This window comes from Mesorhizobium sp. M1A.F.Ca.IN.020.04.1.1, from assembly GCF_003997315.1.
In the GTDB taxonomy this organism is placed as follows: Bacteria; Pseudomonadota; Alphaproteobacteria; order Rhizobiales; family Rhizobiaceae; genus Mesorhizobium.
On the sequence record NZ_RZSN01000009.1, the window covers coordinates 42466 to 66536 of the forward strand.

Genomic DNA, 24071 nt, shown 5'->3' on the forward strand with positions numbered 1-24071 from the left:
TCCGTCTCGGCTATTAATCTATAAAGATAGTAGACTTTGTCGAGTGCTATTTTTCGCCCGTTTTTGGAAGGACGTCCTCGGAAACGGCAACTTGAGGGGCGTTTATTCTCAGCCGAGATCGAAAACGTGCGGGGATGCGCCACCGGAGGATCCGACAAAATGCCTGTAGCTCCGGCTTTTCGGCGGCAAACGGCCTCGTTCAAGCGCTTGGCTACTCGGTACGCGAGGGGATAGCATCAAAATAGTCTCACAGGACTCAGGGAGAAAAACATGGGTGGAAGGCTGGCGGGCAAGGTCGCCATCATCTCGGGTGGCGCGACGGGCATGGGTGGAGCGGCTTCCGAGCTGTTTGCCGCCGAAGGCGCCAAGGTTGCGATCATCGACCGCAATGGCGAGGCCGCCGGCAAGACCGCCGCGGCGATCCGCGCGCGCGGCCATGATGCGGAGCATTTCGTAGCCGACGTTTCCGATGAGGCGCAGGTCGAGGCGGCGGCGAAGGCGGCCGCGGAAAAATTCGGGCTGGTGACCGTGCTGTTCAACCACGCCGGCACCATTGTGATTAAACCCTTCTTGGAGACGACTCTGCAGGAATGGGACTGGCTGCACGCCGTCAATGTGCGTTCGATGTTCCTGATGACGCGCGCGGTGCTGCCGGGCATGATCGCCGCCGGCGGCGGCTCGATCGTCTGCACCTCGTCGATCTCGGCGGTGGCGGCGACGCCGAACGAAGTGCTCTATGACACCACTAAAGGCGCCTGCCATATGTTCGCGCGTGCCATCGCGGTGGAGTTCCGCGATCGCAACATCCGCTGCAATGCCATCTGTCCCGGCTTCATCCGCACGCCGCACGGAATGCGCGAGGTCGCCGACCTCGGCAAGCTCGGCGTCGATGTTTCCGATGCCGCCATGGCCGCGCAACAGGGCCGCATCGGCGAGCCGGAGGAAGTGGCCAAGGCGGCGCTGTTCCTGGCGAGCGACGAATCGAGCTTCGTCAACGGCGCGCATCTCTTCGTCGACAACGCCTTCACGGCGATCTGAGGCGTCCCAAGCTTGGCGCCCTTCCTCTACCCCGGCGATCGGGGGAGAGGAAAGAATCTACCTACCGTTCCTCGCGTCGAAACGGCTTCAGCAGCGCCGAAGGCGCGACCGCGTTGCGCGAAATGAAGGCCATGGCGACGATGGTGAAGATGAAGGGCAGCATCAGGAAGGCTTCGTAAGGGATGTGCCCGAGGCCGCTGGCCTGCATCCTGAGCTGCAGCGCGTCGACGAAGGCAAAGAGCAATGCCGCGCCCGCCGAACGCCACGGGTCCCAGCGGCCGAACACCACCAGCGCGATCGCCACCCAGCCGCGCCCCGACACCACGCCGAAGGTGAAGGCGTTGAACTGCGCCATGGTGAGAAAGGCGCCGGCAAGACCCATCAGCGCGCCGCCGAGGATCACGGCCTGGAAGCGCGTGGCGATCACGCTGACGCCGGCGGAATCCGCCGCGCGCGGGTTCTCGCCGACCATGCGCACCGACAGCCCCCAGGGCGTGCGGTAGAGGACGAAGGCGGCAAACGGAACGGCGATGATCGCGAGATAAACCAGCGTGAACTGGTTGAACACCGCCGGCCCCAGGATCGGAATGTCCGACAGCAGGGGGATCGGCGCCGGCTGAAAGCCCTTGATGCTGGGCGGCACCGATTGCTGGCCGAAGATCAGCCGGTAGAGGAAATAGGCGAGCCCAGAGCAGAACAGCGTCACGCCGATGCCGCAGACATGCTGGCTGAGGCCCAAGACCACCGTGAACAGCCCATGCACCGCGCCCATCGCCGCCCCGACAAGCACGGCCACCAGCACGCCCAGCCACAGGCTGCCGCTCAGGCTCGCGGCGGTGAACCCGGCCATGGCCGCCAACAGCATGATGCCTTCAATGCCGAGATTGAGCACGCCCGCCCGCTCGGAAAACATCTCGCCTAGCGTGGCGAAGGCGAGCGGTGTGGCGATACGGATGATGGCGGCGAGAAAGCCGACCTGAAAAATCTGCTCTAACACCGCGCTCATGCGGGCGCCCCCACGCGGCGGATGCGGTAGGCGGTGAAGAGCAGCGCCACCAGCATCGCAAGCAGCGCCGTACCCTGGATGACCTCACTGAGGAAGGCCGGCACGCCGGTCGCGCGCGACATCGCCTCGGCGCCGGTCATGACCGCGGCAAGGAAGATCGCGGCCGGCACGACGCCGAGCGGATTGAGCCGGGCGAGCATGGCGACGACGATGCCGGAATAGCCGTAGCCCGGCGAGATGTCGCTCATCACCTGGAAATGGACGCCACCAACCTCGCCGACGCCGGCCAGTCCGGCCAGCGCGCCGGAAAGCAGCGCGGTGGAGAGCAGCACGCGCTGGGTATTGATGCCGCCATAGCGGGCCGCCTCCGCATTCTCGCCGGTGACGCGGATGCGGAAGCCGAGCGTGGTGCGCGCGATCAGGAACCAGCAAACGGGCGCTGCGATCAGCGCCACGACGACGCCGATATGCAGCCTTGTGCCTTCGATCAGCACCGGGAAATAGGCGGAATCCTCGATTGGCGGCGAGATCGGATAACCGGAAAAGGTGTCCTTCCAGGGCCCCTCGATCAGCGCCATCAGCGCGTAATAGATGACCGAGTTGAGCAGCAGCGAGCTGACCACGTCGTCGACCTTGAATTTGACGCGCAACGTCGCCGGCACCAGCGCGACGAGGGCGCCGGCCGCCGCGCCGGCCAGCGCCATCAGCAGGATGGCGAGCGGTCCCGGCATCGGGATGGCGCCTACGGCACAACTCGCAACCGCGCCGGCCAGCAGCTGGCCTTCGGCCCCGATGTTCCAGAATTTGGCGCGGAAGGCGATCGCCACCGCAAGGCCGGTGAAGATCATCGGCGCGGCGCGCACCAGCGTCTCGGTGATTGCGTAGCTGTCGCCGAGCGAGGCCGAGAGCATCACGCCATAGGCCTCGATGACACCGGCGCCGGCGACAGCGATGAGACCGCTGCACAAAACCAGCGCGACGGCGATGGCGAGCAGCGGCAGGGCGAGATTGAACCAGGCCGGCGTCGACGTGCGGACTTCGAGACGGAACATCAGGCGTGCTCCCGAGGCAATTCCATCGCTCTACGCCCTCCCCTCCGCGCCGGTCATCAGCAGCCCAAGCCTCGCGACGGTGGCCTCCGGGCCGGAAAGCGTGCCGGCGATGCGACCCTCATACATCACCGTGATGCGGTCGCAGAGCATCAGCAATTCCTCGAGATCCTCGCCAATCACGATGATCCCGCAACCCTTCGCCCGCATGGCCAGGAATTTTTCGTGGATGAACCGTGCAGCGCCGATGTCGAGGCCGCGCGTCGGCTGCGAAACGATCAGCACCTTCGGGTCGAAGGCGAGCTCGCGCGCCAAAAGCGCCTTCTGCAGATTGCCGCCGGAAAGCGCGCCGGCGCGCGTCATGGGCCCGGGACAGCGTATGTCATAGGCCTTGATCTGCGCTTCGGCGAAGGCGCGGATCGCCACCGGATCGAGCAGCCCCATGCGGCTGAAGGCCTCGGTGCCGATGCGGGGCAGCACCATGGAGTCGGCTAAAGGCAGGTTGGTGACCAGCCCGGTCGTCATCCGGTCTTCCGGGATGCGGCCGAGTCCGAGCGCCTGCAGCGCCCGCGGCGAAAATTGTGCAACTGCTTTGCCGGCTATCGTCATCGAACCGGCACTCGGCGACAGCATGCCGGAGATCACATCAGCCAGCGCCCGCTGGCCATTGCCGGAGACGCCGGCAACGCCGAGGATCTCGCCGGCGCGGACGAAGAGCGAGACCTCGCGCAGCGGCGTGCCGCCATGACCTGAGGTGGAAACGCCGTCGAGCGTCAGCACGGGCGCGCCCGGCGTCGAGACCTCCTTGATCGGCGGCATGATTTCGTGGCCGCACATCAGCTTGGCCATCTCGGCCGAGGTGGTTCCTGCCAGATGATCGACGCGGCCGGCGACCTTGCCATGCCGAAGCACGACGCAACGATGCGTGAGCGCCCTGACTTCGTTGAGCTTGTGCGAGATGAAGATGATGCCGAGCCCTTGCGCCGCCATCGAGCGCAGCGCGGCGAAGAGGCCATCGACCTCGCTGGGCGCCAGCACCGCCGTCGGCTCGTCGAGGATCAGGAGCCTGGCGCCGCGAAACAGCGCCTTGATGATTTCCAGCCGCTGCTGCTCGCCGATCGAGAGCGCCGAGACCGGCAGGCCGGGATCGAGATGTAAGCCATGTTGGCGGCCGATCTCCTTCAGCCGCGCCAGCCCGCCCGTGCGGTCGATGCGGCCGGACTTGCCGGCAATGCCGATCAAGAGGTTTTCCAGCACCGTCAGCCGCGGCGCCAGATGAAAATGCTGATGCACCATGCCGATGCCGGCCGCGAGTGCATCGGCCGAATTGTGGATGGCGACCGGCCTGCCCTCGACCAGGATCTCGCCCGCATCCGGCGCATAAGCGCCGAACAGCACGTTCATGAGCGTCGTCTTGCCGGCGCCGTTCTCGCCGAGCAGGCCAAGGATCTCGCCGGGGGCGACGCTGAGATCTACGCCCTCGTTCGCCTTGACGGCGCCGAAGCTCTTGGTGATGCCGCGCATTTCGATCAGTGGGACGGGCAAGGATGCTCCTAATATCCCTCCCCCTCGAGGGGAGGGTGGCCTGCAGGGCCGGGTGGGGTCGCCCGCGACGCGCTCCATCTTCAGTCGTCAAGGTCGAGCGGTTGAGACGACCCCTCCCGCCTCGCTTCGCTCGGCACCCCTCCCCGCAAGGGGGAGGGTACTGGTCAATCCGACACCGGCGTGTTCTCGTCGACGTCGACGCGGAAATTGCCTTCCAGGATCTCGGCTCTCTTCTTGGCGACCAGGTCCTTGACCTCGGCCGGCAGCGTCTTCTCGAACTTGTGATAGGGGGCGAGATCGGAGCCGCCCTTGGCCATGCGCGAGAAGTCGCCATAGTCCTGCGCGGTGAAGACGCCCGCCTTGACCAGCTTGATCGCCTGCTCGACCGTCGGATACATATTCCATACCGGGCCGGTGATCACCGTGTCGGGTCCGAGGCTCGACTGATCGGACATGTTGGAGATGGCGTAGATCTTCTTTTCGACCGCCGCTTCGATGACGCCGAAACGCTCGGCATAGATGACGTCGACGCCGGCATCGATCTGCGCGATCGCGGCCTCCTTGGCCTTCGGCGGATCGAAGAAGGAGCCGATGAAGGCGACCTTCCGCTTGATGTTTGGATTGACCTCCTTGGCGCCGGCGAAGAAGGCGTTGACCAGCCGGTTCACTTCCGGAATGCCCATTGCCGCGACAGCGCCGATCGTGCCCGACTTCGACATCTTGCCGGCGATCAGCCCGGAGAGATAGGCCGGCTCGTGGATCCAGTTGTCGAAGACGCCGAAATTGGGTTCCGCAGGCCCGGCGCCGGAGCCGAACAGCCAGGCCGTCTTCGGGAACTGTTTTGCCGTGCGCCGCGATTCGCGCTCGGCGGCGAAGGCGTCGCCCAGCACCAACTGGTAGCCGCCTTGCGCATATTCGCGCATCACACGGCTGAAGTCGGCGGTCTGCACCTTCTCCGACCATTTGTATTCGATGCCCAGCTCCTTCTCGGCCTTCTGCAGGGCGACATGGATCTGGTTGTCCCAGGGCTCCTCGATCGGCGTCGCGAAGATCGCCGCCACCTTCAGCTTCTTGTCCTTGGCGAAGGCCACGCCGGGCAGCGCCGCCGCGGTCAGCCCAAGGGCGCCGAGTTCCAGCACATTGCGCCGCGACAGGCCGGCGCGTTGCGTTTTGCGATGATCGTTTTCCATTGAAATCCCCTCTGCTCGACGGCCGTGTCGAGCCGGCCGTTCAAAACATGTCAGACGGGAGGACTATGGAACGACGCCCGACCTTTGTCCACATGGTCAAATTTGGCTGGAGAGACCCCGGAGAGCGACCCCCTCCTCGGACTTGTCACCGCACAGCCTTCTCGCCACCCGCCGCCGTGATCACCCCGACGATGATCAGCCCGGTCAGCACCAGCCGCACGCCGGCGCTTACGCCGAAGGTGTTGAGCATGGTGAGCAAAAGCACCAGGAACAGGCCGGCGCCCCAGACGCCGGGCACGTTGGCCTTGCCGCCGGCGACCGAGGTGCCGCCGATGACGACGACCGCGATGGAGGCGAGCAGATATTCATTGCCGATATCGACATTGGCGCCGCGGAAATAGCCGGCAAGCAGCGCGCCGTCGATGCCACCGAGCGCGCCGCAAAGCGTGTAGGTGAGGAAGCGGATGCGGCCGACATTGACGCCGGCCAGCCAGGCGGCGCGGATGTTCTGCCCGATCGCCAGCACCGAGCGGCCATAGATCATGCGCTGCAGCGCCAGCGCCGCGGCGATGGTGAAGACCACCGTCAGCATCGCCAGCACCGGGATCCCCAGCACCTGCCAGTTGGTAAAATCGGCAAAACCCGGCGGCGGCTTGATCTGCAGGCCGCGCCCGTAGCTGATGTCGACCGACTGGATGATGAAGCTCGCCGACAGCGTCGCGATGATCGGCGGAATCCTGAGCGCCCAGATCAGCAGATAGTTGATGGCGCCGATCGCCGCGCCGCAGGCGAGCGCCGCCAACAGCCCGACGACGATCATCGAATCGCTGCCGCCCATAACCTTCATCGCCACCGCGCTCGCCAGTCCGATATTGGCGGGCAGCGACAGGTCGACATTGCCGGGGCCGAGCGTGATGACGAACATCTGGCCGACGCCGACGATGACGGTGAAGACGGCAAGCGAAAGTGCCGCCGTGACCATGCCGCCGGCGCCATAGCCGCCGGTGAAGGCGACGGTCGCCACCCACACGAGAACGGCGCCGACGAAGGACCAGAGCCAGGGTTTTTCAAGCAGCATCCGGACCGAGGTCATCGTTCACCTCTCCCTGCGGCTGATCAGCACCCGGGCCGCCAGCACGATGATCAGGATCGCGCCATTGGCGGCCACTTGCCAATCGGGCGGGATGTGCATGAAGGTCAAGAGCGGCGAGGCGGCCAAAGCCAGCGTCAGCGCGCCGATGACCGCGCCGATCGGCGACACCCGGCCGCCGACGAACTCGCCGCCGCCAAGGATGACGCCGGCAATCGAAAGCAGCGTGTAGCCGTTGCCGATATTGGCGTCGGCCGAAGTGGTGATGCCGATCAGCGCCATGCCGGAAAGCACGCCGAACAGGCCGGTCAACGCGAAGAGCACGATCTTTGTCTTGAGCAGCGACCAGCCGGCGCGCCTGAGCGCCGCGGCATTGCCGCCGGAACCGCGCAGGATGACGCCATATGAAGTGCGCATCAGGCCAAAATGCACGATCGCCGCGATGAGCAGTGCCGCCAGTATAGGGAACGGGATATAGGGCGGCTTGAAAGACATGATCGCCAGCAGCCAGTCCGGAGCCTTGCCGCCCGGCTTCGGCAGGATGAGGATGGCCAGCCCCTGCCAGACGAAGCTCATGCCGAGCGTCACCACGATCGAGGGCAGGTTGCGCAGATGGATCAGCGCGCCGAGCAGCGCGTAGACGCCGATTGAACCGAGCAGCACAGCGACACCGATGAGCGGCGCATCCCTGAGCCAGGTGGCGGTGACGCAGCCGACAAAGCCGACGAAAGTGCCGATCGACAGATCGAGCTCATTGCCGGCGATGACGAACATCTGCGCGATCGTCGCCAGCGCGATCGGGATCGCCAGGTTCAGCATCAGGTTGAAGCCGAAATAGCTGATGGCACGCGGATTGAGCCAGGCGATGGCCATCAGCACCAGCGCCAGCGACAGCGCCGGCAGCAGGCTGCGCAGCATGCGTGCGCGGGCCGCGCTGCCGCGGGAAGATTTGGGGAGCGTGCCGGGAGCGATCGCCGTCATCTCAGGCCGTGTCGCCGAACGAGGACTGGATGATCTTCTCCTCCGTCAGTTCGTCGCGTCCAAGATTGGCGACGATGCGGCCGTTCTTGAAGACATAGACATGGTCGCAATTGTCGAGCTCTTCGGTTTCGGTCGTGTACCAGAGGAAGGTGCGGCCCTTTCCGGCCTCCTCGCGCACGAGGTCGTAGACTTCGAGCTTGGTGCCGATGTCGACGCCGCGCATCGGATCGTCCATCAGCACGATCTCGGCATCGGAGCCGAGCGCGCGCGCAAACAGCGCCTTCTGCTGATTGCCGCCCGACAGCGAATAGATGTTGTTGTTCATGTCCGGCGTGCGGATGCCGATCTTCTTCTTCCAGAATTCGGCCAGCTCCGCCTCGCGCTGCGGCGAGATCAGCAGGCCGTCGCGCAGGCGCTGAAGCGAGCGGATGCCGATGTTCTGGGCGATCGACCATTGGGCGAAGATGCCGTCCGCCTGGCGGTCGCCGGCGACCAGCGCCACCGGCGCCGTCACTTCGATGCCGGCCCTGGCGCGCGAGGCGGCCGAGAAGATCGCGAGCAGCAGGTCCGTCTGGCCATGCCCCGCGAGTCCGGCAAGGCCGATGATCTCGCCCGCCCGGGCGACAAGCTCCTTGCCATCCTGCTGCCGCGCCGGGCGCGCCCGCACCCTGAGCGCCCCGACCGCGACCTTGCGGGTCTCGGCGGCGGCCTTCTGATGTTCCCCGGCGCCGCCCATCGCGGCGACCAGCTTGTCCCGGTCGAACGCGCTTGCGGCGTCGGCGGCGACCACCTTGCCGTCGCGCATCACCACGATGCGGTCGGCATTCTGCAGCACCTCGCCCAGCACATGGGAGATCAGGATGCAGCTGCCGCCCGCGGCGACGAAGCGGCGCACGAATGAAAGCAGCTGGCCGGCCGTGTGCGCATCGAGCGACGAGGTCGGCTCGTCGAGGATGACCAGATGCAGCGGCTCGCGGGTCAGCGTGAAGGCGCGCGCCACCTCGACCATCTGGCGGCGTCCGATCGACAGATCGCCGGCAATGTCGTCCGCCGCGATGCCGTGGTCGGGAAAGATCTCGTCGAGTTTGGCCTGGATGAGATCGGCGGCCTTGCGCCGCCAGCCGAGCCCGCTGAGCGAGGGATGGTTGATGCGCGTGTTCTCGGCGACGCTGAGGTTTGGGCAGAGCGACAGCTCCTGGAACACGCAGCGTATGCCGAGCTCGAGCGCGCGCGCCACGGAATAGCTCGCTTCCTGATTGCCGCGCACCGCGATCTGCCCGCCATCGGGCCGCAGCGTGCCCGCAACCATATGCATCAGCGTCGACTTGCCGGCGCCGTTGTGCCCGACCAGCCCGACGCATTCGCCGGCGCCGACATGGAAGTCGACGCCGTTGAGCGCGCGGACGGCGCCGAAGTGCTTTTCGGCGCCGTCCAGCCTGACGATGTCTGCAATAGCCTGGAGCATCCTCAACGATATCCGGTCGGCGATGCGGCTGGCAACGTCGCGCCGCTATTGCTTGATGTTGGCCTTGATGGCCGCGATCGCGTCTTCCTGGGTGTATTCGTGGGTAGCGACGCCGCCTTCCTTGATCTTCGGCAGCGCGGCCTCGAAATTGTCCTGGGTGAAGGCGAGATACGGCACCAGCAGATCGTGCGGCACGTCCTTGCGGCCGTCGAGCACCTGCTGCGCCACCCAGAAGGCGAGCGTCGACACGCCGGGCGCGATCGAGGCCGACCAGGTCTGGTAGCCGTCCTTGTCCTTCTGCTCCTTCCACCACTTCAGCTCGTCCTGACGGTTGCCCATGATGATGGTCGGACGCGGCTTGCCGGCGGCGGCGAACGCTTGCGCGGCGCCGTAGCCGTCGCCGCCCTGGTCGACGACGCCGACGATCTCCGGCAGCGACGGCAGGATGGTCGCCACCGCCTTCTGCGCCGTGGTCTGGTCCCAGTCGCCGGTCACGGAGCCGACGATCTTGAACTCGGGATGGGCGGCGACGCCTTCGAGGATACCGGCATGGATGGCATCGTCGATCGAGGTGCCTGCCAGCCCGCGGATTTCCAGCAAATTGCCGCCCTTCGGCTGGAACTTGGCCATCTGCTCGACTTCCTGCCTACCCATGTCCTTGAAGTCGACGACGACGCGGTAGGCGCAAGGCTCGGTCACGATGCCGTCGAAGGAAACGACGACGATGCCGGCGTCGCAGGCCTGCTTGATGGCGCCGTTCAGCGCATCCGGCGAGGCGGCGTTGATGACGATGGCGTCATAGCCCTGCAGGATCAGGTTCTGCACCTGCGCGGCTTGCGTCGGCACTTCCTTGTCGGCGGTGGTGAAGACATCCGCCGCCGCCACCACCTTGTCCTCGACCGCTTTCTTGGTGACGATGGCGTAGCTGTCGAGCATCGCCTGGCGCCACGAATTGCCGGCATAATTGTTGGAGAAGGCGATCTTCTTGCCGCTCGTGTCGGCAAGCGCGGTGCCCGAGGCGAGCATGGCTGCAAAGGCGCTCAAGACCAGTAGTTTCTTCATGTCATTATCCTCCCAGATGTGTTGACTGCTGCACTTCCCACCGGCCCCTGCGGGCCGGCTTCACTCCCATCCGATCTGAGCGCGAACGGTCCCGCTCAAAACAGCCTCAATCCCGGCACCCGTACCCTCAGCCGGTAGAGCGACGTCGACGCGGCGATGTAGAGGCTCCGCAGGTCCTCGTCGCCGAAGGTGAAATTGGCACAATCTTCCGGCGTCGCGATGACGCCGAGGAGATCGCCCGACGCGTCAAAGACATGGATGCCGCCCGGGCCGGTGCAATAGAGGTTGCCGCGGCTGTCGATCTTCATCCCATCCGGCGCGCCTGGCGCATCGCCCTCGGTCACAGCCCATACGGCGCCGCCATTGAGGTCACCATTGGATTCGACGCCGAACACACGGATGTGGCCACGCGTGGTATCGTTGACGAAGAGCCGCGATTCATCGAGCGAGAAGCAGAGCCCGTTGGGCTGCGCGAAATCGTCGGCAAGCAACGTCAGCCCGGCGCCGTCGCCGTCGATCCGGTAGACACCCTGGTAGGACAGTTCCTGCGGCCTCGGCACGCCGTAAAATTCCGCTCGGCCGTAGGTCGGATCGGTGAAATAGATCGAGCCTCCAGTAGCAACGACAATGTCGTTCGGGCTGTTGAGCTGCTTGCCCTGGTAATGGCTGGCGAGAACGGTCGTGGTGCCGCCCGGCTCGGCGCGGGTAACGCGGCTGCTGGCGTGCTCGCAGGTCACCAGCCGCCCCTGCCGGTCGAGCGTGTTGCCGTTGGCCATGTGGCTCGGGTCGCGGAACGCCGCGATTTCGCCGGAAGCGCTGCGCCGGTACATGCGGCTTTGCGGAATATCGGAAAAGACCAGCCATTTCTCATAGGGATGCCACACCGGACCTTCGATGAAGCCGTAGCCGGTGGCGAGCCGCTCCATCGCCGCATTGCCGACGACGTCATCAAAGCCGGACTGACGGGCGCGCGCCGGGATCGACATCACGGGCTCTTGGGTTCCCGCACCGGCTTGCCGGCGACGAACCAGTCGCTGCCCGGCACGTCCTCGATCACCACCCAGATCGCGTCCATGGGCAGTCCGGCGACCTCGCTGATCGCCTCGGTGACCCGGCGAGAGATCTCGTTCTTGCCCTTTTGCGAATGACCCTCGAGTATCCGTATGCTGACGAACGGCATGAGCGCTTCCCCGTGATTTTTGTTTTTGTAGGACAAAAGCTAGTCGGGACGCGGACCGGGCGATAGCGGTCTAAGCGCAGCACCGACTGTGGTTTTGCACAGTCGGCGCCGGCATCCGCGGCTGCAGACAGGAGAACCATTGATGGCGGAGAGATGCGGCAGGCCGATCGTACGGATTGCGGAGCTGGAGATCGATGCCTTCCAGCTCGACAGCTTCAGGGCCTTGCTCGCCGAAGAGATCGAGGCCTCGGTGCAGAACGAGCCCGGCGTGTTGTTCCTGCACGCGGTCTCGATAAAAGGTTCGCCCGAAACGGTGCGCGTCATCGAATGCTACGTCGATCATTCCGCCTACCACGCCCACCTGACCGCGCCGCACTTTCTCAAATACAAGCCGCGGACGGCTGATATGGTCAGGTCGCTTCGATTGATCGAGACCGAGCCGATCGTTCTGAGGGCCAAGAGCAATCAGCATTCAAGCTGAGCCTGTTGACCCATCGCGGGGCTTACTGCTCCTGCAACGGCGTTGCCTGCGCGAGCCAGGCGTCGAGCTGCTCCTGCTCGCGCCGCAGCGCATCGATGTTGATCAGGCCGCGCGCCATGGCCAGATAGATCGCGCGGGTGCGCGAATTGAACACCGACGCCTCGCCAACGCCTTCCTCCGGCGGCACTATTCCGAGCTTCTCATAGACATGCTTGATGCGGCTCTGCGCGCCGCGGATCGACAGGCCGCGCCGCGCCGCGATCGCTCGGTCGGTGAGGCCGAGCGCGATGTCGATCAGGCTTTCATATTCGCCGTCGGTGATGCCCTCGAACCGGTCCTGGACGCGGTGCTGGATGCCGCGGATCTCGCGGTCGATGATGCAATGCCCCTCGCGGAACACGCCCCGCAGCGCCGAGCGCATGCCTTCTTCCGTCGCCGATTTCAGCACATAGCCATAGACCGACCCCGGCGGCACGATGCGCGCCACGCCGCGCACATAGGCCTCGTCGGCGAAGTTGGACCAGAACAGGATATGCGTGCCGGCGCGCTGGCTCCAGATGGCGCGCGCCACCTCGATTCCGGTCGCCTTGGGCAGTTGCAGGTCGAGCACGACATGCGGCGGCTGCCGTTCCGCCGCAAGATTGATGGCGTCCTCGCCGTCGCCGGCTTCGATCACCTCGACATCGCCGGGCCACAATTGCTCGACGGTCCGCCGCGCGAAGGTGCGGTGCAGCCCGTCATTTTCGGCGATCATGACCAGCATCAGACTGCCTCCGCCACCGGCTGAGCTTGGGTTATCGCGGTGCCGCACGCCGCCGCCTCGGCCTCGGCGGACTCGCGATCGATCTCGATCACGACCCTGGTGCCGCCCTTGCGGTCGGCCGGCTCGAAACGCAGCCGCGCCCCGACAAGGGCCGCTCGCGTGTGCATGTGGCCGATGCCGCCTTGAGCGGCGGGATCGATCGCGCCGCAGCCATGCCCGTCGTCGGTGACGGTCACGTTGAATGTGGTTGCCGTCGACGCCAGCTGCACCTCGATGCGGCTTGGCGCGGCATGACGGACCGCATTGTTGATGGCTTCCTGCACGATGCGATAGAGCGCGGTGCGAAGCGTTTCCGACAGGCCGTCGGCGCTGCCGTCGCTGGTGTCGGCGATGCGCACCGCGATCGGCGGCTTGGCCCTGGCAACGCTGCGGTTGAGATGTGCCTCGACCGCGTCGCGCAGCCCGAACAGTTCCAGGACGCTCGGCCGCATGTCGTCGACGATGTGGCGCAGCTCCGCGAGGCAGCCCGCCACCTCCTGCTCGAGATCGGCAAGCTGGGCCGTCCGCGCCACGCCCCGGCTGCGGAAAGCTGAAACCTGTCGTGCTATGCGGGCCAGGTCGGCGAGCGTCTGGTCGTGCAGGTCCATGGCCATGCGGCGCCGCTCGCGCTCCATGCCCTCGGTCAGTTGCGAGGCGCCGACTCTCAGCAGTTCCGCCCGGTTGCGCGCCTCGCTTTCGGCGAGCATGGCGCGGCGCGCTTCCTCTGTCTGGATCAGCGCGAACATATAGGGCCCGATGAGGTCGGCGCATTGCTGAGCGACCTCGACGTCCTCTTGCGAGTAGCAGCCGGCCTTGTGCCGGCTGATGTTGAGCGCGCCGATCACGCTGCCGCGTGCCCGCAGCGGCACGATGATGCGGCTGCGCAGCTTGGCGGCGAAGATCGGTCCGTCGAACGCTCCCTCGAAGTGGAATCGGTCGTCGAGAAGCGCGTTGTCGGTCAGAAGATAAGGCGTGTCGCCCCACAGCACGCGCCGGATCGGGCTGCCCTCGACCGGATGCTGCGCCAGATCGCTCCAGCTGGTATGGAAGCCGGCCTCGTAGCAGGCATGCATGCGCCCATCGAGCGACAACACCGCCAGATCGATATGGTCGTGCGGGATGAGCGTGCCGATTTCGATCGCTGTCGCCCGGAACGCTGAGCCCGGATCGATATGGCCGGCGAGCGCCCGCGAGATCGCGAGCAGCCGATCGATCAGCTGGGGAGATACCTCCGACATGTCTCCTCCCTGTCCCCCTGATGAATGCCGTGGAACGACAGCCAAGCTGCGCCGCGCGGCCTCGATCCTGTTTTCCGCAGTTCCTCCCTGCCCGAGAAATAGTGAGCGCTTGACAGCGCCGCTGTCAACGATGGGTCAAGCGACCCGAGCCCGATCAACTTGGGGTGCGGCGATTGAAAAGCCGCCGGCTCCTGGTCTAGGAACGGCCGCAGGAGGCCAATTGATGGCAGTGACGCCGACCGTTGCTCAGGGCGCCCCGGGAATTCCCGCGCGCTGGACGTCAAGCGCCAAGAGCGGCGTCGGCACCGGGCTTTCAGCGAACAGCCTGCTTTGGTTCACCATCAGTCACGGCATATTGAACGAGGTCTATTATCCCCGCCTCGACAGCGCCTGCACGCGCGACCTGGGGCTGATCATTACCGGTCCCGATGGCTATTTCTCGGAAGAGAAACGCGATGCCGCCCATCTTGTCGAGCCATTCGAAGCCGGCGTCCCCGGCTATCGCCTGGTCAACACGGCGGTCAATGGCTCCTATCGGATTGAAAAGCGCATTGTTACGGACTCGAAACGGCCCGTTCTGCTGCAGGAAATCACATTCGCGGCGCTCAAAGGCTCAGCCTCGGACTACCAGGTTTACGCGCTGCTCGCGCCGCATCTCGTCAATCGCGGCATGGGCAACACCGCCTGGCTCGGCGAGCACAAGGGGCAGCGTATCCTCTTTGCGTCAGGCCGCGGCGTCTCGCTCGCGCTTGCCGCCTCGCTGCCCTGGGGCGCCTGCTCGGCCGGCTATGTCGGTTTCTCGGACGGCTGGCAGCAGCTGCGGAATGGCGGCGCGCTCGATCCTGCCGCTGAGCGCGCGGAGGATGGCAATGTGGCGCTGACCGGCGAGATCGGCTTCTCGACAGGCAAGGGCACCGCATTGCTGGCGCTCGGCTTCGGCGCCTCGCCGGAAGAGGCGGCGGAGGCCGCGCTGGCCAGCCTGAAGGACGGTTTCGATGCGGCCGCCGAAACCTATGCCGCCAGCTGGCGGAATTTCCAGTCCGGCCTGGAGAAGCTCGACAGGCAAGCCGCCTCCGGCCTGAACACCTACCGCGTCAGTACCACGCTGCTTGCCTCGCATCTGTCGATCGCCAGACCTGGAGCCGCAGTCGCCAGTCTTTCGATCCCCTGGGGCTTCAGCAAGGGCGACGACGATCTCGGCGGCTACCATCTGGTCTGGCCGCGCGACCTGGTCGAAACGGCGGGCGGCTTCCTTGCAGCCGGCGACGCCAGGCAGGCGCTCGATATCCTCACCTATCTCCGCTCGATCCAACAGCCGGACGGTCACTGGCCGCAGAACTGCTGGGCGAGCGGCACGCCCTACTGGCTTGGCATCCAGATGGACGAATGCGCCTTTCCGCTGCTGCTTGCCGACGCGCTCCGCCGCGCCGGTCATCTGCCGCGCGGGAAGCTCGACGATTTCCTAGCCATGATCGAAAGCGCGGCTTCCTATGTGGTGCGCAACGGCCCGGTCACCGGCGAGGACCGCTGGGAAGAGGACGCCGGCTACAGCCCGTTCACGCTGGCCGTCGAGATCGCGGCGCTGCTTGCGGCGGCTGACATGCTGGATGCTTGCGGCAAAAATGAACCGGCAAACTATCTGCGCGAGACGGCCGACTGCTGGAACGACCAGATCGAGCGCTGGACCTATGTCACCGGCACCGAACTCTGCGCCAGGGAGGGCATCGACGGCTACCATGTCCGCATCACACCGCCCGACGGTGCTGGCGCCGCTTCGCCGAAGGACGGTTTCGTGCCGCTCAAGAACCGCCCGCCCGGCGATAGCCATCGGCCGGCCGAGGCCATCATAAGTCCCGATGCGCTGGCGCTGGTCCGCTTCGGGCTGAGAGCCGCCGACGATACGCGGATCGTCAACACCGTCAAAGCCATCGACGCGCTTCTGCGCTGCGAGTTGCCGCAAGGCCCGCTCTGGTACCGCTATACCGGCGACGGCTATGGCGAGCATGAGGATGGTTCGCCCTTCGATGGCACCGGCCGGGGCCGGCCCTGGCCGCTGCTCGCCGGCGAGCGCGCGCATTACGAGCTGGCCGCCGGGCGACCCGGCAAAGCGGCCGAGCTGCTCGAGACCTTCGAGCGCTCTGCCGGTGCAGGCGGCCTGCTGCCGGAGCAGGTCTGGGACAGACCCGACCTGCCGGAGCGCGAATTGCGGCTCGGCGCGCCATCGGGCAGCGCCATGCCGCTGGTCTGGGCGCATGCCGAGCACATCAAGCTGCTGCGCTCGCTGCGCGACAGCAAGGTCTTCGACATGCCGCCGCAGGGCGTCGAGCGCTACATCAAGCGCAAGACCGTGTCGCCGTTCAGGACATGGCGCTTCAACAACAAGATCCGCTCTCTTCCCGCCGGCAAGCTCCTGCGCGTGGAACTTGCGGCGCGCGGCGTGGTTCACTGGAGTAGCGACAAGTGGCTGACGGTGCGCGACGACAACACGGTGGAGAACGCCTTCGGCGTCCACCTGGTTGACCTGGATGTCGACGGCCTGCAGCCGGGATCGACGGTCGTCTTCACATTTTTCTGGCCGGAAGCCAGCCGTTGGGAGAATGTCGACTTCACCGTCGGCATCGATCCTTCGGATAGCCAGTAAGGTTCTTTCCTCAAGCTATTAGGATAACACCATGCAGATCGGAATGATGGGACTGGGCAGGATGGGCGCCAACATGGTGCGCCGCCTGATGCGCGACGGCCACGAATGCGTCGTCTACGACATCAATTCGGCAAGTGTCGCCGGCATGGTCAAGGACGGCGCCATCGGCGCCGCCTCGCTGGAGGAGTTCGTCGCCAAGCTCGCCAAGCCGCGCTGCGCCTGGCTGATGCTGCCGGCGGCGATCACCGGCAGGATCGTCGACCAGGTTGCGGCGCTGATGGAGCCGGGCGATATCATCATCGACGGCGGCAATTCCTATTATCACGACGCCGTCGACCAGGCGGCGAAGCTGGCGACCAAGGGCATCAATTTCGTCGATGTCGGCACCAGCGGCGGCGTCTGGGGGCTGGAGCGCGGCTACTGCCTGATGATCGGCGGCCCCGACGAAGCCGTGAAACACCTGGATTCCGTCTTCGCCACGCTGGCGCCGGGCGCCGACCCGGGCTCCAAGCCGCCGAAAGACGGCGGAACCGCGCCTTACGGCTATCTGCATTGCGGGCCGAGCGGCGCTGGCCATTTCGTCAAGATGGTTCATAACGGCATCGAATACGGGGTCATGGCCGCCTACGCCGAGGGCATCAACATCCTGAAATCGGCCAATGCCGGCAAGCGCGCCCGCACGGCGGACGCCGAAACCAGCCCGCTCGAAAGCCCGCAATACTATCAGTTCGACATCGACCTGCCCGCCGTGGCCGAAGTCTGGCGCCACGGCAGCGTCATCGGCTCCTGGCTGCTCGATCTCACCGCCGGCGCGCTGAAGAACGATCCGTCGCTCGCCCAGTTCGGCGGCCGCGTCTCCGATTCCGGCGAAGGCCGCTGGACGCTCAAGGCCGCGATCGATACCGGCGTTCCGGCGCCGGTGCTCTCCTCGGCGCTGTTCGACCGCTTCTCCTCGCAAGGCGAATCCGCCTTCGCCGACAAGCTCTTGTCCGCCATGCGTTACGCTTTCGGCGGCCATGTCGAAAAGCCGAAGGCGTGAGGGCGGGAGTGACGGGATGAGCCAGGAGAGGTCCGACACGCTGGTGCTTTTCGGGGCGACCGGCGATCTTGCGCACAAGAAGATATTTCCGGCGCTCTATCACATGGTCGCCAAGGGGACGCTGAGCGAGCCGGTGATCGGCGTCGCTTTCGATCCTTGGGATCTTGGCAAGCTGGTGGACCGCGCCCGCGACGGCGTCTTCAATGCGCTGGGCGGCGTCGACGACAAGGTGTTCGCCAAGCTCGCCTCGCTGCTGCGCTATGTCAGCGGCGACTATCGCGACCCGGCGACATTCGAGAAATTGAAGGCAGCGCTCGGCTCGGCGCAGCGGCCGCTGCATTACATGGCAGTGCCGCCCACCATGTTCGAAACCGTCGTCCAGGGCCTCGAACAATCCGGCACCGCGCGGGGCGCCAGATTGATGGTCGAAAAGCCTTTCGGCCACGATTTGCAGTCGGCCCGCTGGCTGAACCGCGTGTTGCATCTGGTGTTCAACGAACAGTCGATCTTTCGCATCGACCACTATCTCGGCAAGGAAGCGATCCAGAACCTGCTCTATTTCCGTTTCGCCAACGCCTTCCTCGAGCCGATCTGGAACCGCAACTTCGTCGAGAGCGTGCAGATAACCATGGCCGAGGATTTCGGCATCGAAGGCCGCGGCAAGTTCTATGACGACGTCGGTTGCATCCGCGACGTCATCGAGAACCATCTGCTCAACATCCTGCTGTTGCTCGCCATGGAGCCGCCGGTCGGCCGCTCTGCCGACGATTTGATCGACGAGAAGGTGCAGGTGCTGCGCGCCATCCGCACCTTGACCAAGGACGATGTCGTGCGCGGCCAGTTCGACGGCTATCTGGCCGAACCGGGCGTGCGGCCGAACTCGCCGGTCGAGACCTTCGCCGCCGTACGCTTCTTCGTCGACACCTGGCGCTGGCAGGACGTGCCCTTCTTCATCCGCGCCGGCAAGAACATGCCGGTGCATGCGACCGAAGTGATCGTGCGGCTGAAGCGCCCGCCGCTCGACGTCTTCGATCCGATCAAGCCGGGCGACGCAAACTATGTCCGTTTCCGTATCGATCCGCAGGTGGCGATCTCGATCGGCGCCCAGCGCAAGGTAGCCGGCGACGACATGATCGGCGAGCAGGTGGAACTGACCGCGCTCGACGACACCAAGGGCGATATGCCGCCCTATGAGCGGCTGATCGGCGACGCGATGAACGGCAACGGCCAGCTCTTCACGCGCCAGGACGCGGCCGAGCTTGCGTGGCGGATCGTCGGACCGGTGCTTGGCGACACCACGCCGCCTCCGATTTACGCGCCGAAGACCTGGGGGCCGGCCGACGCCATGAACGGCTTCGGCCCGCCCAATGGCTGGATCAATCCGACGAAATAGCTTCTCGGGGGACGGGATGGCGAAAGCAGCAAAACGGGCTTCGACGAAGGACGGGCAGGTCGTCCTCACCATCGACGTCGGCGGATCGCGTGTGAAAATTCTCACCAGCGCCGGCGGCGAGATGCGCCGCACCGATTCCGGGCCGGGCCTGACACCTGAGCAGATGGTGGCTTCGGTGAAGAAGCTGGCCGAGGGCCTGGATTACGACGTCATTTCGATGGGCTACCCTGGCCCGGTCAGGGACAACAAGCCTTCGCTCGACCCCTTCAATCTCGGCAAGGGCTGGAACGGCTATGATTTCGCCGCCGCCTTCGGCAAGCCGGTCAAAGTCGTCAACGACGCGCTGCTGCAGGCGATCGGCAGCTATGACGGCGGCCGTATGCTGTTCCTCGGCCTCGGCACCGGCCTGGGCGCCGCCATGATCCTTGACAATGTCGGGCAGCCGATGGAGCTTGCTCATCTTCCTTACAAGAAGGGCGGCAGCTTCGAGGATTATGTCGGCGAGCGCGGCCTGGAAAAGCACGGCAAGAAAAAATGGCGCAGATACGTTTTCGATGTCGTAAACAGGCTTCGCGCCGCCTTGCAGCCGGACTATGTGGTCATCGGCGGCGGCAATGTCGACAAGCTCGATGAATTGCCTGAAAGATCCAGGCGCGGCGACAACACACGTGCCTTCGAAGGCGGGTTTCGACTGTGGCGCGATAAGGCGCTGATCGTCTGATATTTTTACTTTTCAGTATAGTCGTTCAAAATAACGTGTAGTCGCACGACCTGTCGTTGCGCCGCGCAGATTTGCCGACTAGGAATCCGCCGGCCTGCCGCACATGCGCCCGCCTCGGCGCGCCAAACGCGCGGCCGCGCGCTGGATTTTACATCCCGATTTGCGGCCGTGCGGCATAGAGGAGGACTGACGTGGACGAGGAAACCAATACAGCCAACGAAGATGTCGACCTGCTCGAGCTCACCGCCCACATCGTGTCGGCCTATGTCGCCAAGAACCGGCTGCCTGCTTCGGGCCTGGGCGAGCTCATCGCCAGTGTCGCCTCCTCGATCGGCGCCCTGAACCAGCCGCCGACTCCGCCGGCACCGCCGCCCGTTCCTGCCGTCAATCCCCGGCGCTCGGTGACGCCGGACTACATCATCTGCCTCGAGGACGGCAAGAAGTTCAAATCGCTGAAGCGTCATATCGGCGTGCATTTCGGGCTGAGCCCGGAAGCCTACCGGACCAAATGGGGCCTGCCGGCAGACTACCCGATGGTCGCGCCTAACTACGCGGCATCGCGCTCCGAGCTCGCCAAGTCGATCGGCCTCGGCCGCAAGGCCGAAGCCGAGCCGGAGAAGCCGGCAAAGGCCAGGAAGGTAAAGGCCCCCGCCTGAACGATCTTGGCCCTGTGCCAACGGTTTGAAGAAGCCTGCCAAGGGATCCGCCTTGGCAGGCTTCCTGCTTTTGGCTTGGATAAGACAAGCGAATGCTGTTCGGGTGAGCCATGAACTATGCGAGGATGGTGATCGAGAAGGAAGCGCCGGAGGAATACGGCTACGACCGCATCCGCTTCAATCTCTCCGAAAGCTCGATCGCCGACCAGAAGCTTGCCGATATCGGCCTCTCGCTGCCCGACCTCACCTTGTTCTACGGCGAGCATCGCGGCGATAAGCAATTGCGCGCGCTGATCGCCGGGCAGGACAAAGCGCTATCCCCGGACGACGTGCTGGTTACAGCCGGCGCTGCCGGCGCGCTGTTCATCATTGCTACCTCGCTGCTTTCGGCCGATGACCATCTCGTCGTCGTGCGGCCGAACTATGCCACCAATATCGAGACGCCCAAGGCGATCGGCTGCGCGATCAGCTATGTCGATCTCGACTTCGACGAGGGCTTCGCCGTGGATGTCGCGCGCGTCGCGGCGGCGGTGCGGCCGAACACCAGGCTGATCAGCGTCACCTGCCCGCACAACCCGACCGGCACGATGATGACCGGCGCCGATCTCGACGCGTTGGTCGCGCTTGCCGAAAGCAGCCGCTGCCGGCTGCTGGTCGACGAAACCTATCGCGATCTGTCCTATGGCGAGCGCCTGCCCTCCGCGGCATCGCTCAGTCCAAGCGCGATCAGCGTCTGTTCCCTTTCGAAAGCATTTGGCATTCCGGGCATCCGGATCGGCTGGCTGGTCAGCAAGGACCACGCTCTGCAAGAGACGTTCCTCGCCGCCAAGGAGCAGATCGGCATCTGCGGCAGTGTCATCGACGAGGCGATCGCACGCTTCATGCTCGAGCGGCGCGATGCCTTCCTTGCATCGTTGTTGCCGGAGATGGCCAAGCGCCGCGATATCGTCCAGGCTTGGATCGACGGCGAGCCGCTGGTCGACTGGGTGCGTCCGCAAGGCGGTGTGGTCGGCTTCCCGCGGCTGAATGTCGATGCAGGTTTCGACCTCGACCGGTTCTACTTGCGGCTCCTGGAAGAACACGGCACTTATGTCGGCCCCGGCCACTGGTTCGAGATGCCGAAGCGCTTCTTCCGCGTCGGCTTCGGCTGGCCGAAGGAGGCGGAATTGCGCGGCGGGTTGCAAGCGATTTCCGCCGCGCTGAGAGACTGAGCCTCTTTCCACCGCGAACGACAATCCCGAAGATCCTTCATGCCGCGCCGATTTTTTGCGCGCGCGACGAGGCGAACTGGGCTAAAGGTCTCCGGCCGGAACAGCGCCCACCGTGGAAGTGCCCCGCCGGCCGATGTCACAACGGGGCCCTCGAATCATGACCGCCGAAGCAACTTCACCTGAACAGCGCTACGCCGCCTTCCGGCACCGGCCGTATCTCAGCTACTGGACGGCGCGCTTCCTCACCACTTTCGCCACCCAGATCGTCTCCGTCGCCGTCGGCTGGCAGATCTACGACCTGACGCGCAATCCCTTCGACCTCGGCATCGTCGGCATCGTCCAGTTCCTGCCGTCGCTGCTCCTGGTGCTTGTCACCGGCGTCGTCGCCGACCGCTTCGGCCGCCGCCTGATCATGACATTGGCGTCGTTCGTCGAGGCCGGCTGTGCGCTCACTCTGTTGTTGCTGACGCTGCGCGGCCTTGGCGGCCCGCTGCCGATCTTCGTCGTGCTCGCCATGTTCGGCATCGCCCGCGCCTTCTACGGGCCGGCCTCGTCCTCGCTGGTCGCCAATCTGGTGCCGCCACAGGATTTCGCCAACGCCATTGCCTGGAATTCGTCCGCCTGGCAGACGGCAACCATCGTCGGCCCGGTCGCCGGCGGCCTGCTCTACGGCCTTTCGGCGGAGATCGCCTACGCTACTGCGGCGATCCTGATGCTTGTCGCCGCGCTGCTCGTCTTCACCATCCCCAAGCCCGCGCAGCAGACGGCTACCGACAAGCCGACGATGCAGACCCTGTTTGCCGGCTTTCGTTACATCTGGGGCGAGAAGATCGTGCTCGGCGCGATCTCGCTCGACCTGTTCGCGGTGCTGCTCTCCGGCGCCTCGGCGCTGCTGCCGGTCTATGCCCGCGACATTCTGGAGCTTGGGCCCTGGGGCCTCGGCCTGCTGCGCTCGGCGCCCGGCATCGGCGCCATCGCCGTGGCGGTCTGGCTCGCCGGCCATCCGATCCGCGACCATGCCGGCAAGATCATGCTCGGTTTCGTCGCCTTGTTCGGCGCCTTCACCGTCCTGTTCGGCGTCTCGACCATCACCTGGCTGTCGATCGTGGCGCTCGCCATGCTCGGAGCCACCGATATGTTCAGCGTCTATATCCGCGAGACGCTGATCCAGCTCTGGACGCCGGACGAGGTGCGCGGCCGCGTCAACGCCGTCAACCAGGTCTTCGTCGGCGCTTCCAATGAAGTCGGCGAGTTCCGCGCCGGCACCATGGCGGCGCTGATCGGAACTGTGCCGGCGGTGGTGATCGGCGGCATCGGCGCCGTCGCGGTCGCCGGGATCTGGGCCTATCTGTTTCCCGCGCTGCGGCAAGTGCGGCATTTGAATAGCAGGAACTAATTGCCGGCGCAGCAACTTGACGGCCGGACTAGAAGAGTGCAGCGGCTTCCCTCTGCAATTGCGGCAAAATCTATCCGACGGCGGGCTTGCCGAAGATCAGGCTCAAAAATTCGCCGAGCCAGCGCTTGAGGTGCATGTCCCAGATCAGCCGGCCGCCGAGATGATCGCGGCCGGGCTGCGCGCCCGGCAGCTCGAAGCGATGCGCGCCGCGCACCACCCAGCGCTGCATCATCACCCTGGTCAGCTCGCCATGAAACTGGATGCCCCAGGCATTCTCGCCATAACGAAAAGCCTGGTTGGGATAGGTTTCGGCCGTGGCGAGCAGCGTCGCGTCCTCCGGCAGGGAAAAGCCCTCGCGGTGGAACTGGTAGACCATCTCCGGCCAGTGCAGCAGTTTCTTGCCGGCGTCGGTCGCCTTCAGCGGATACCAGCCGATCTCGACCAGTCCTTCGCCATGACTCTCGACCCTGCCGCCAAGATGCCTGGCGAGCATTTGCGCGCCGAGGCAGATCCCAAGAAAAGGCCGGTTTTCCTTGAGCGGGATTTCGAGCCACTCGGTCTCACGCCGGACGAACTCGTCCTGGTCGTTGGCGCTCATCGGCCCGCCGAAGATCACCGCCCCGGCGTGGCCGTCCAAAGTGCAGGGAAGCTCTTCGCCAAGCGGCGGCCGGCGAATGTCGAGATCGAAACCTTCTTCCAGAAGCATATGGCCGACGCGGCCGGGGCTCGAAGTCTCCTGATGCAGCACGATCAGGATTTTTGGTCTCGGCCTGGGTCTGGGTGGCATGGAAGAAGAAAGGTCCAGCTATTCGTCGCTCGATGTGCCCCGAGCGCCCGGGGCTTCGGCCGCCGCCTTGCGGCGCGCCTCGATGCGGTCGTGGCGCTCG

Annotated in this window: 22 protein-coding genes; 9 read left to right on the top strand and 13 right to left on the bottom strand. The window is 65.3% G+C overall.

Translation table 11 applies throughout. The features are described 5' to 3' along the window. The first annotated feature begins 270 nt into the window (after nt 1–270). On the top strand, nt 271–1038 hold the full coding sequence (locus EOA49_RS03995; protein ID WP_095826244.1) for an SDR family oxidoreductase: 768 nt from the start codon (nt 271–273) through the stop codon (nt 1036–1038). A gap of 61 nt (nt 1039–1099) precedes the next feature. On the opposite strand, the gene EOA49_RS04000 is transcribed toward EOA49_RS03995, so the two are convergent. The 10 genes from EOA49_RS04000 to EOA49_RS04045 form a co-directional block, all read right to left on the bottom strand. Further along, nucleotides 1100–2044: an ABC transporter permease gene (locus tag EOA49_RS04000; RefSeq protein WP_127241718.1), complete on the bottom strand. Its 945-nt coding sequence runs from the start codon at nt 2042–2044 to the stop codon at nt 1100–1102. Then, complete coding sequence (locus tag EOA49_RS04005) at nt 2041–3096, bottom strand: ABC transporter permease (protein WP_127241719.1); 1056 nt, start codon at nt 3094–3096, stop codon at nt 2041–2043. Before EOA49_RS04005 ends, EOA49_RS04000 begins: the two co-directional genes overlap by 4 nt. Before the next feature lie 30 nt (nt 3097–3126). Continuing rightward, nucleotides 3127–4638, bottom strand: a complete 1512-nt coding sequence (locus tag EOA49_RS04010; protein WP_127241720.1) for an ABC transporter ATP-binding protein — start codon at nt 4636–4638, stop codon at nt 3127–3129. Nucleotides 4639–4802: 164 nt separating this feature from the next. Beyond that, on the bottom strand, nt 4803–5828 hold the full coding sequence (locus EOA49_RS04015) for a BMP family protein (protein ID WP_067323051.1): 1026 nt from the start codon (nt 5826–5828) through the stop codon (nt 4803–4805). 145 nt (nt 5829–5973) lie between these two features. After that, nucleotides 5974–6921, bottom strand: a complete 948-nt coding sequence (locus tag EOA49_RS04020) for an ABC transporter permease (RefSeq protein ID WP_067323048.1) — start codon at nt 6919–6921, stop codon at nt 5974–5976. Nucleotides 6922–6924: 3 nt separating this feature from the next. Beyond that, entirely contained in the window at nt 6925–7899 is a 975-nt protein-coding gene (locus EOA49_RS04025; protein WP_095799671.1) for an ABC transporter permease, read from the bottom strand. 1 nt (nt 7900) lies between these two features. Next, nucleotides 7901–9364 (bottom strand): sugar ABC transporter ATP-binding protein, encoded by a 1464-nt coding sequence (locus EOA49_RS04030; protein ID WP_067323041.1) that lies wholly within the window; start codon nt 9362–9364, stop codon nt 7901–7903. Nucleotides 9365–9409: 45 nt separating this feature from the next. Continuing rightward, the gene (locus tag EOA49_RS04035; protein ID WP_066998252.1) at nt 9410–10426 is read right to left on the bottom strand and encodes an ABC transporter substrate-binding protein; all 1017 of its coding nucleotides are present in this window, start codon (nt 10424–10426) and stop codon (nt 9410–9412) included. 95 nt (nt 10427–10521) lie between these two features. Beyond that, nucleotides 10522–11412, bottom strand: a complete 891-nt coding sequence (locus EOA49_RS04040) for an SMP-30/gluconolactonase/LRE family protein (RefSeq protein ID WP_095799669.1) — start codon at nt 11410–11412, stop codon at nt 10522–10524. Further along, a complete protein-coding gene (locus EOA49_RS04045; protein ID WP_095799954.1) occupies nt 11412–11606 on the bottom strand; it encodes a 4-oxalocrotonate tautomerase family protein in 195 nt (64 codons plus the stop codon). The genes EOA49_RS04040 and EOA49_RS04045 overlap by 1 nt, the downstream gene beginning before the upstream one ends. A 142-nt stretch (nt 11607–11748) precedes the next feature. Here EOA49_RS04045 and EOA49_RS04050 point away from each other — a divergent pair, with 142 nt between their 5' ends. Next, nucleotides 11749–12087, top strand: coding sequence for a putative quinol monooxygenase (locus tag EOA49_RS04050; RefSeq protein ID WP_095799668.1), 339 nt, complete (start codon nt 11749–11751; stop codon nt 12085–12087). A gap of 22 nt (nt 12088–12109) precedes the next feature. On the opposite strand, the gene EOA49_RS04055 is transcribed toward EOA49_RS04050, so the two are convergent. Both EOA49_RS04055 and EOA49_RS04060 read right to left on the bottom strand, forming a co-directional pair. Continuing rightward, nucleotides 12110–12850 carry a response regulator transcription factor gene (locus tag EOA49_RS04055; protein WP_095799667.1) on the bottom strand — a complete coding sequence of 247 codons (741 nt, stop codon included), beginning with the start codon at nt 12848–12850 and terminating at the stop codon, nt 12110–12112. Further along, nucleotides 12850–14127 (bottom strand): GAF domain-containing protein, encoded by a 1278-nt coding sequence (locus tag EOA49_RS04060; protein ID WP_095799666.1) that lies wholly within the window; start codon nt 14125–14127, stop codon nt 12850–12852. The genes EOA49_RS04055 and EOA49_RS04060 overlap by 1 nt, the downstream gene beginning before the upstream one ends. Before the next feature lie 223 nt (nt 14128–14350). Between EOA49_RS04060 and EOA49_RS04065 the strand changes: the two genes are divergently transcribed. The 7 genes from EOA49_RS04065 to EOA49_RS04095 all read left to right on the top strand — a co-directional run bounded on the left by EOA49_RS04065 (nt 14351) and on the right by EOA49_RS04095 (nt 23184). Further along, a complete protein-coding gene (locus EOA49_RS04065) occupies nt 14351–16768 on the top strand; it encodes a glucan 1,4-alpha-glucosidase (protein WP_127241020.1) in 2418 nt (805 codons plus the stop codon). Between the two features lie 31 nt (nt 16769–16799). Further along, a complete protein-coding gene (gnd, locus tag EOA49_RS04070) occupies nt 16800–17807 on the top strand; it encodes a phosphogluconate dehydrogenase (NAD(+)-dependent, decarboxylating) (protein ID WP_127243065.1) in 1008 nt (335 codons plus the stop codon). Between the two features lie 16 nt (nt 17808–17823). Next, the gene (gene zwf, locus EOA49_RS04075; protein WP_127241022.1) at nt 17824–19200 is read left to right on the top strand and encodes a glucose-6-phosphate dehydrogenase; all 1377 of its coding nucleotides are present in this window, start codon (nt 17824–17826) and stop codon (nt 19198–19200) included. A gap of 16 nt (nt 19201–19216) precedes the next feature. Next, entirely contained in the window at nt 19217–19921 is a 705-nt protein-coding gene (locus EOA49_RS04080; protein ID WP_067323017.1) for an ROK family protein, read from the top strand. Nucleotides 19922–20112: 191 nt separating this feature from the next. After that, nucleotides 20113–20577 (top strand): MucR family transcriptional regulator, encoded by a 465-nt coding sequence (locus tag EOA49_RS04085; RefSeq protein ID WP_095826256.1) that lies wholly within the window; start codon nt 20113–20115, stop codon nt 20575–20577. A 110-nt stretch (nt 20578–20687) separates the two neighbouring features. After that, on the top strand, nt 20688–21788 hold the full coding sequence (locus EOA49_RS04090; RefSeq protein ID WP_127241023.1) for an aminotransferase class I/II-fold pyridoxal phosphate-dependent enzyme: 1101 nt from the start codon (nt 20688–20690) through the stop codon (nt 21786–21788). A gap of 157 nt (nt 21789–21945) precedes the next feature. Continuing rightward, on the top strand, nt 21946–23184 hold the full coding sequence (locus EOA49_RS04095; RefSeq protein ID WP_127241024.1) for an MFS transporter: 1239 nt from the start codon (nt 21946–21948) through the stop codon (nt 23182–23184). A gap of 70 nt (nt 23185–23254) precedes the next feature. On the opposite strand, the gene EOA49_RS04100 is transcribed toward EOA49_RS04095, so the two are convergent. Continuing rightward, nucleotides 23255–23971 carry a glutamine amidotransferase gene (locus EOA49_RS04100; RefSeq protein WP_127241025.1) on the bottom strand — a complete coding sequence of 239 codons (717 nt, stop codon included), beginning with the start codon at nt 23969–23971 and terminating at the stop codon, nt 23255–23257. Nucleotides 23972–24071: the final 100 nt, after the last annotated feature.

Bases quoted from the DNA above. Each gene is read 5' to 3' on its own strand.
- EOA49_RS03995 (WP_095826244.1), top strand. From the start codon at position 271: ATGGGTGGAAGGCTGGCGGGCAAGGTCGCCATCATCTCGGGTGGCGCG.
- EOA49_RS04000 (WP_127241718.1), bottom strand. From the start codon at position 2,044: ATGAGCGCGGTGTTAGAGCAGATTTTTCAGGTCGGCTTTCTCGCCGCC.
- EOA49_RS04005 (WP_127241719.1), bottom strand. From the start codon at position 3,096: ATGTTCCGTCTCGAAGTCCGCACGTCGACGCCGGCCTGGTTCAATCTC.
- EOA49_RS04015 (WP_067323051.1), bottom strand. From the start codon at position 5,828: ATGGAAAACGATCATCGCAAAACGCAACGCGCCGGCCTGTCGCGGCGC.
- EOA49_RS04020 (WP_067323048.1), bottom strand. From the start codon at position 6,921: ATGACCTCGGTCCGGATGCTGCTTGAAAAACCCTGGCTCTGGTCCTTC.
- EOA49_RS04025 (WP_095799671.1), bottom strand. From the start codon at position 7,899: ATGACGGCGATCGCTCCCGGCACGCTCCCCAAATCTTCCCGCGGCAGC.
- EOA49_RS04030 (WP_067323041.1), bottom strand. From the start codon at position 9,364: ATGCTCCAGGCTATTGCAGACATCGTCAGGCTGGACGGCGCCGAAAAG.
- EOA49_RS04035 (WP_066998252.1), bottom strand. From the start codon at position 10,426: ATGAAGAAACTACTGGTCTTGAGCGCCTTTGCAGCCATGCTCGCCTCG.
- EOA49_RS04040 (WP_095799669.1), bottom strand. From the start codon at position 11,412: ATGTCGATCCCGGCGCGCGCCCGTCAGTCCGGCTTTGATGACGTCGTC.
- EOA49_RS04045 (WP_095799954.1), bottom strand. From the start codon at position 11,606: ATGCCGTTCGTCAGCATACGGATACTCGAGGGTCATTCGCAAAAGGGC.
- EOA49_RS04050 (WP_095799668.1), top strand. From the start codon at position 11,749: ATGGCGGAGAGATGCGGCAGGCCGATCGTACGGATTGCGGAGCTGGAG.
- EOA49_RS04055 (WP_095799667.1), bottom strand. From the start codon at position 12,850: ATGCTGGTCATGATCGCCGAAAATGACGGGCTGCACCGCACCTTCGCG.
- EOA49_RS04060 (WP_095799666.1), bottom strand. From the start codon at position 14,127: ATGTCGGAGGTATCTCCCCAGCTGATCGATCGGCTGCTCGCGATCTCG.
- EOA49_RS04065 (WP_127241020.1), top strand. From the start codon at position 14,351: ATGGCAGTGACGCCGACCGTTGCTCAGGGCGCCCCGGGAATTCCCGCG.
- gnd (WP_127243065.1), top strand. From the start codon at position 16,800: ATGCAGATCGGAATGATGGGACTGGGCAGGATGGGCGCCAACATGGTG.
- zwf (WP_127241022.1), top strand. From the start codon at position 17,824: ATGAGCCAGGAGAGGTCCGACACGCTGGTGCTTTTCGGGGCGACCGGC.
- EOA49_RS04080 (WP_067323017.1), top strand. From the start codon at position 19,217: ATGGCGAAAGCAGCAAAACGGGCTTCGACGAAGGACGGGCAGGTCGTC.
- EOA49_RS04090 (WP_127241023.1), top strand. From the start codon at position 20,688: ATGAACTATGCGAGGATGGTGATCGAGAAGGAAGCGCCGGAGGAATAC.
- EOA49_RS04095 (WP_127241024.1), top strand. From the start codon at position 21,946: ATGACCGCCGAAGCAACTTCACCTGAACAGCGCTACGCCGCCTTCCGG.
- EOA49_RS04100 (WP_127241025.1), bottom strand. From the start codon at position 23,971: ATGCCACCCAGACCCAGGCCGAGACCAAAAATCCTGATCGTGCTGCAT.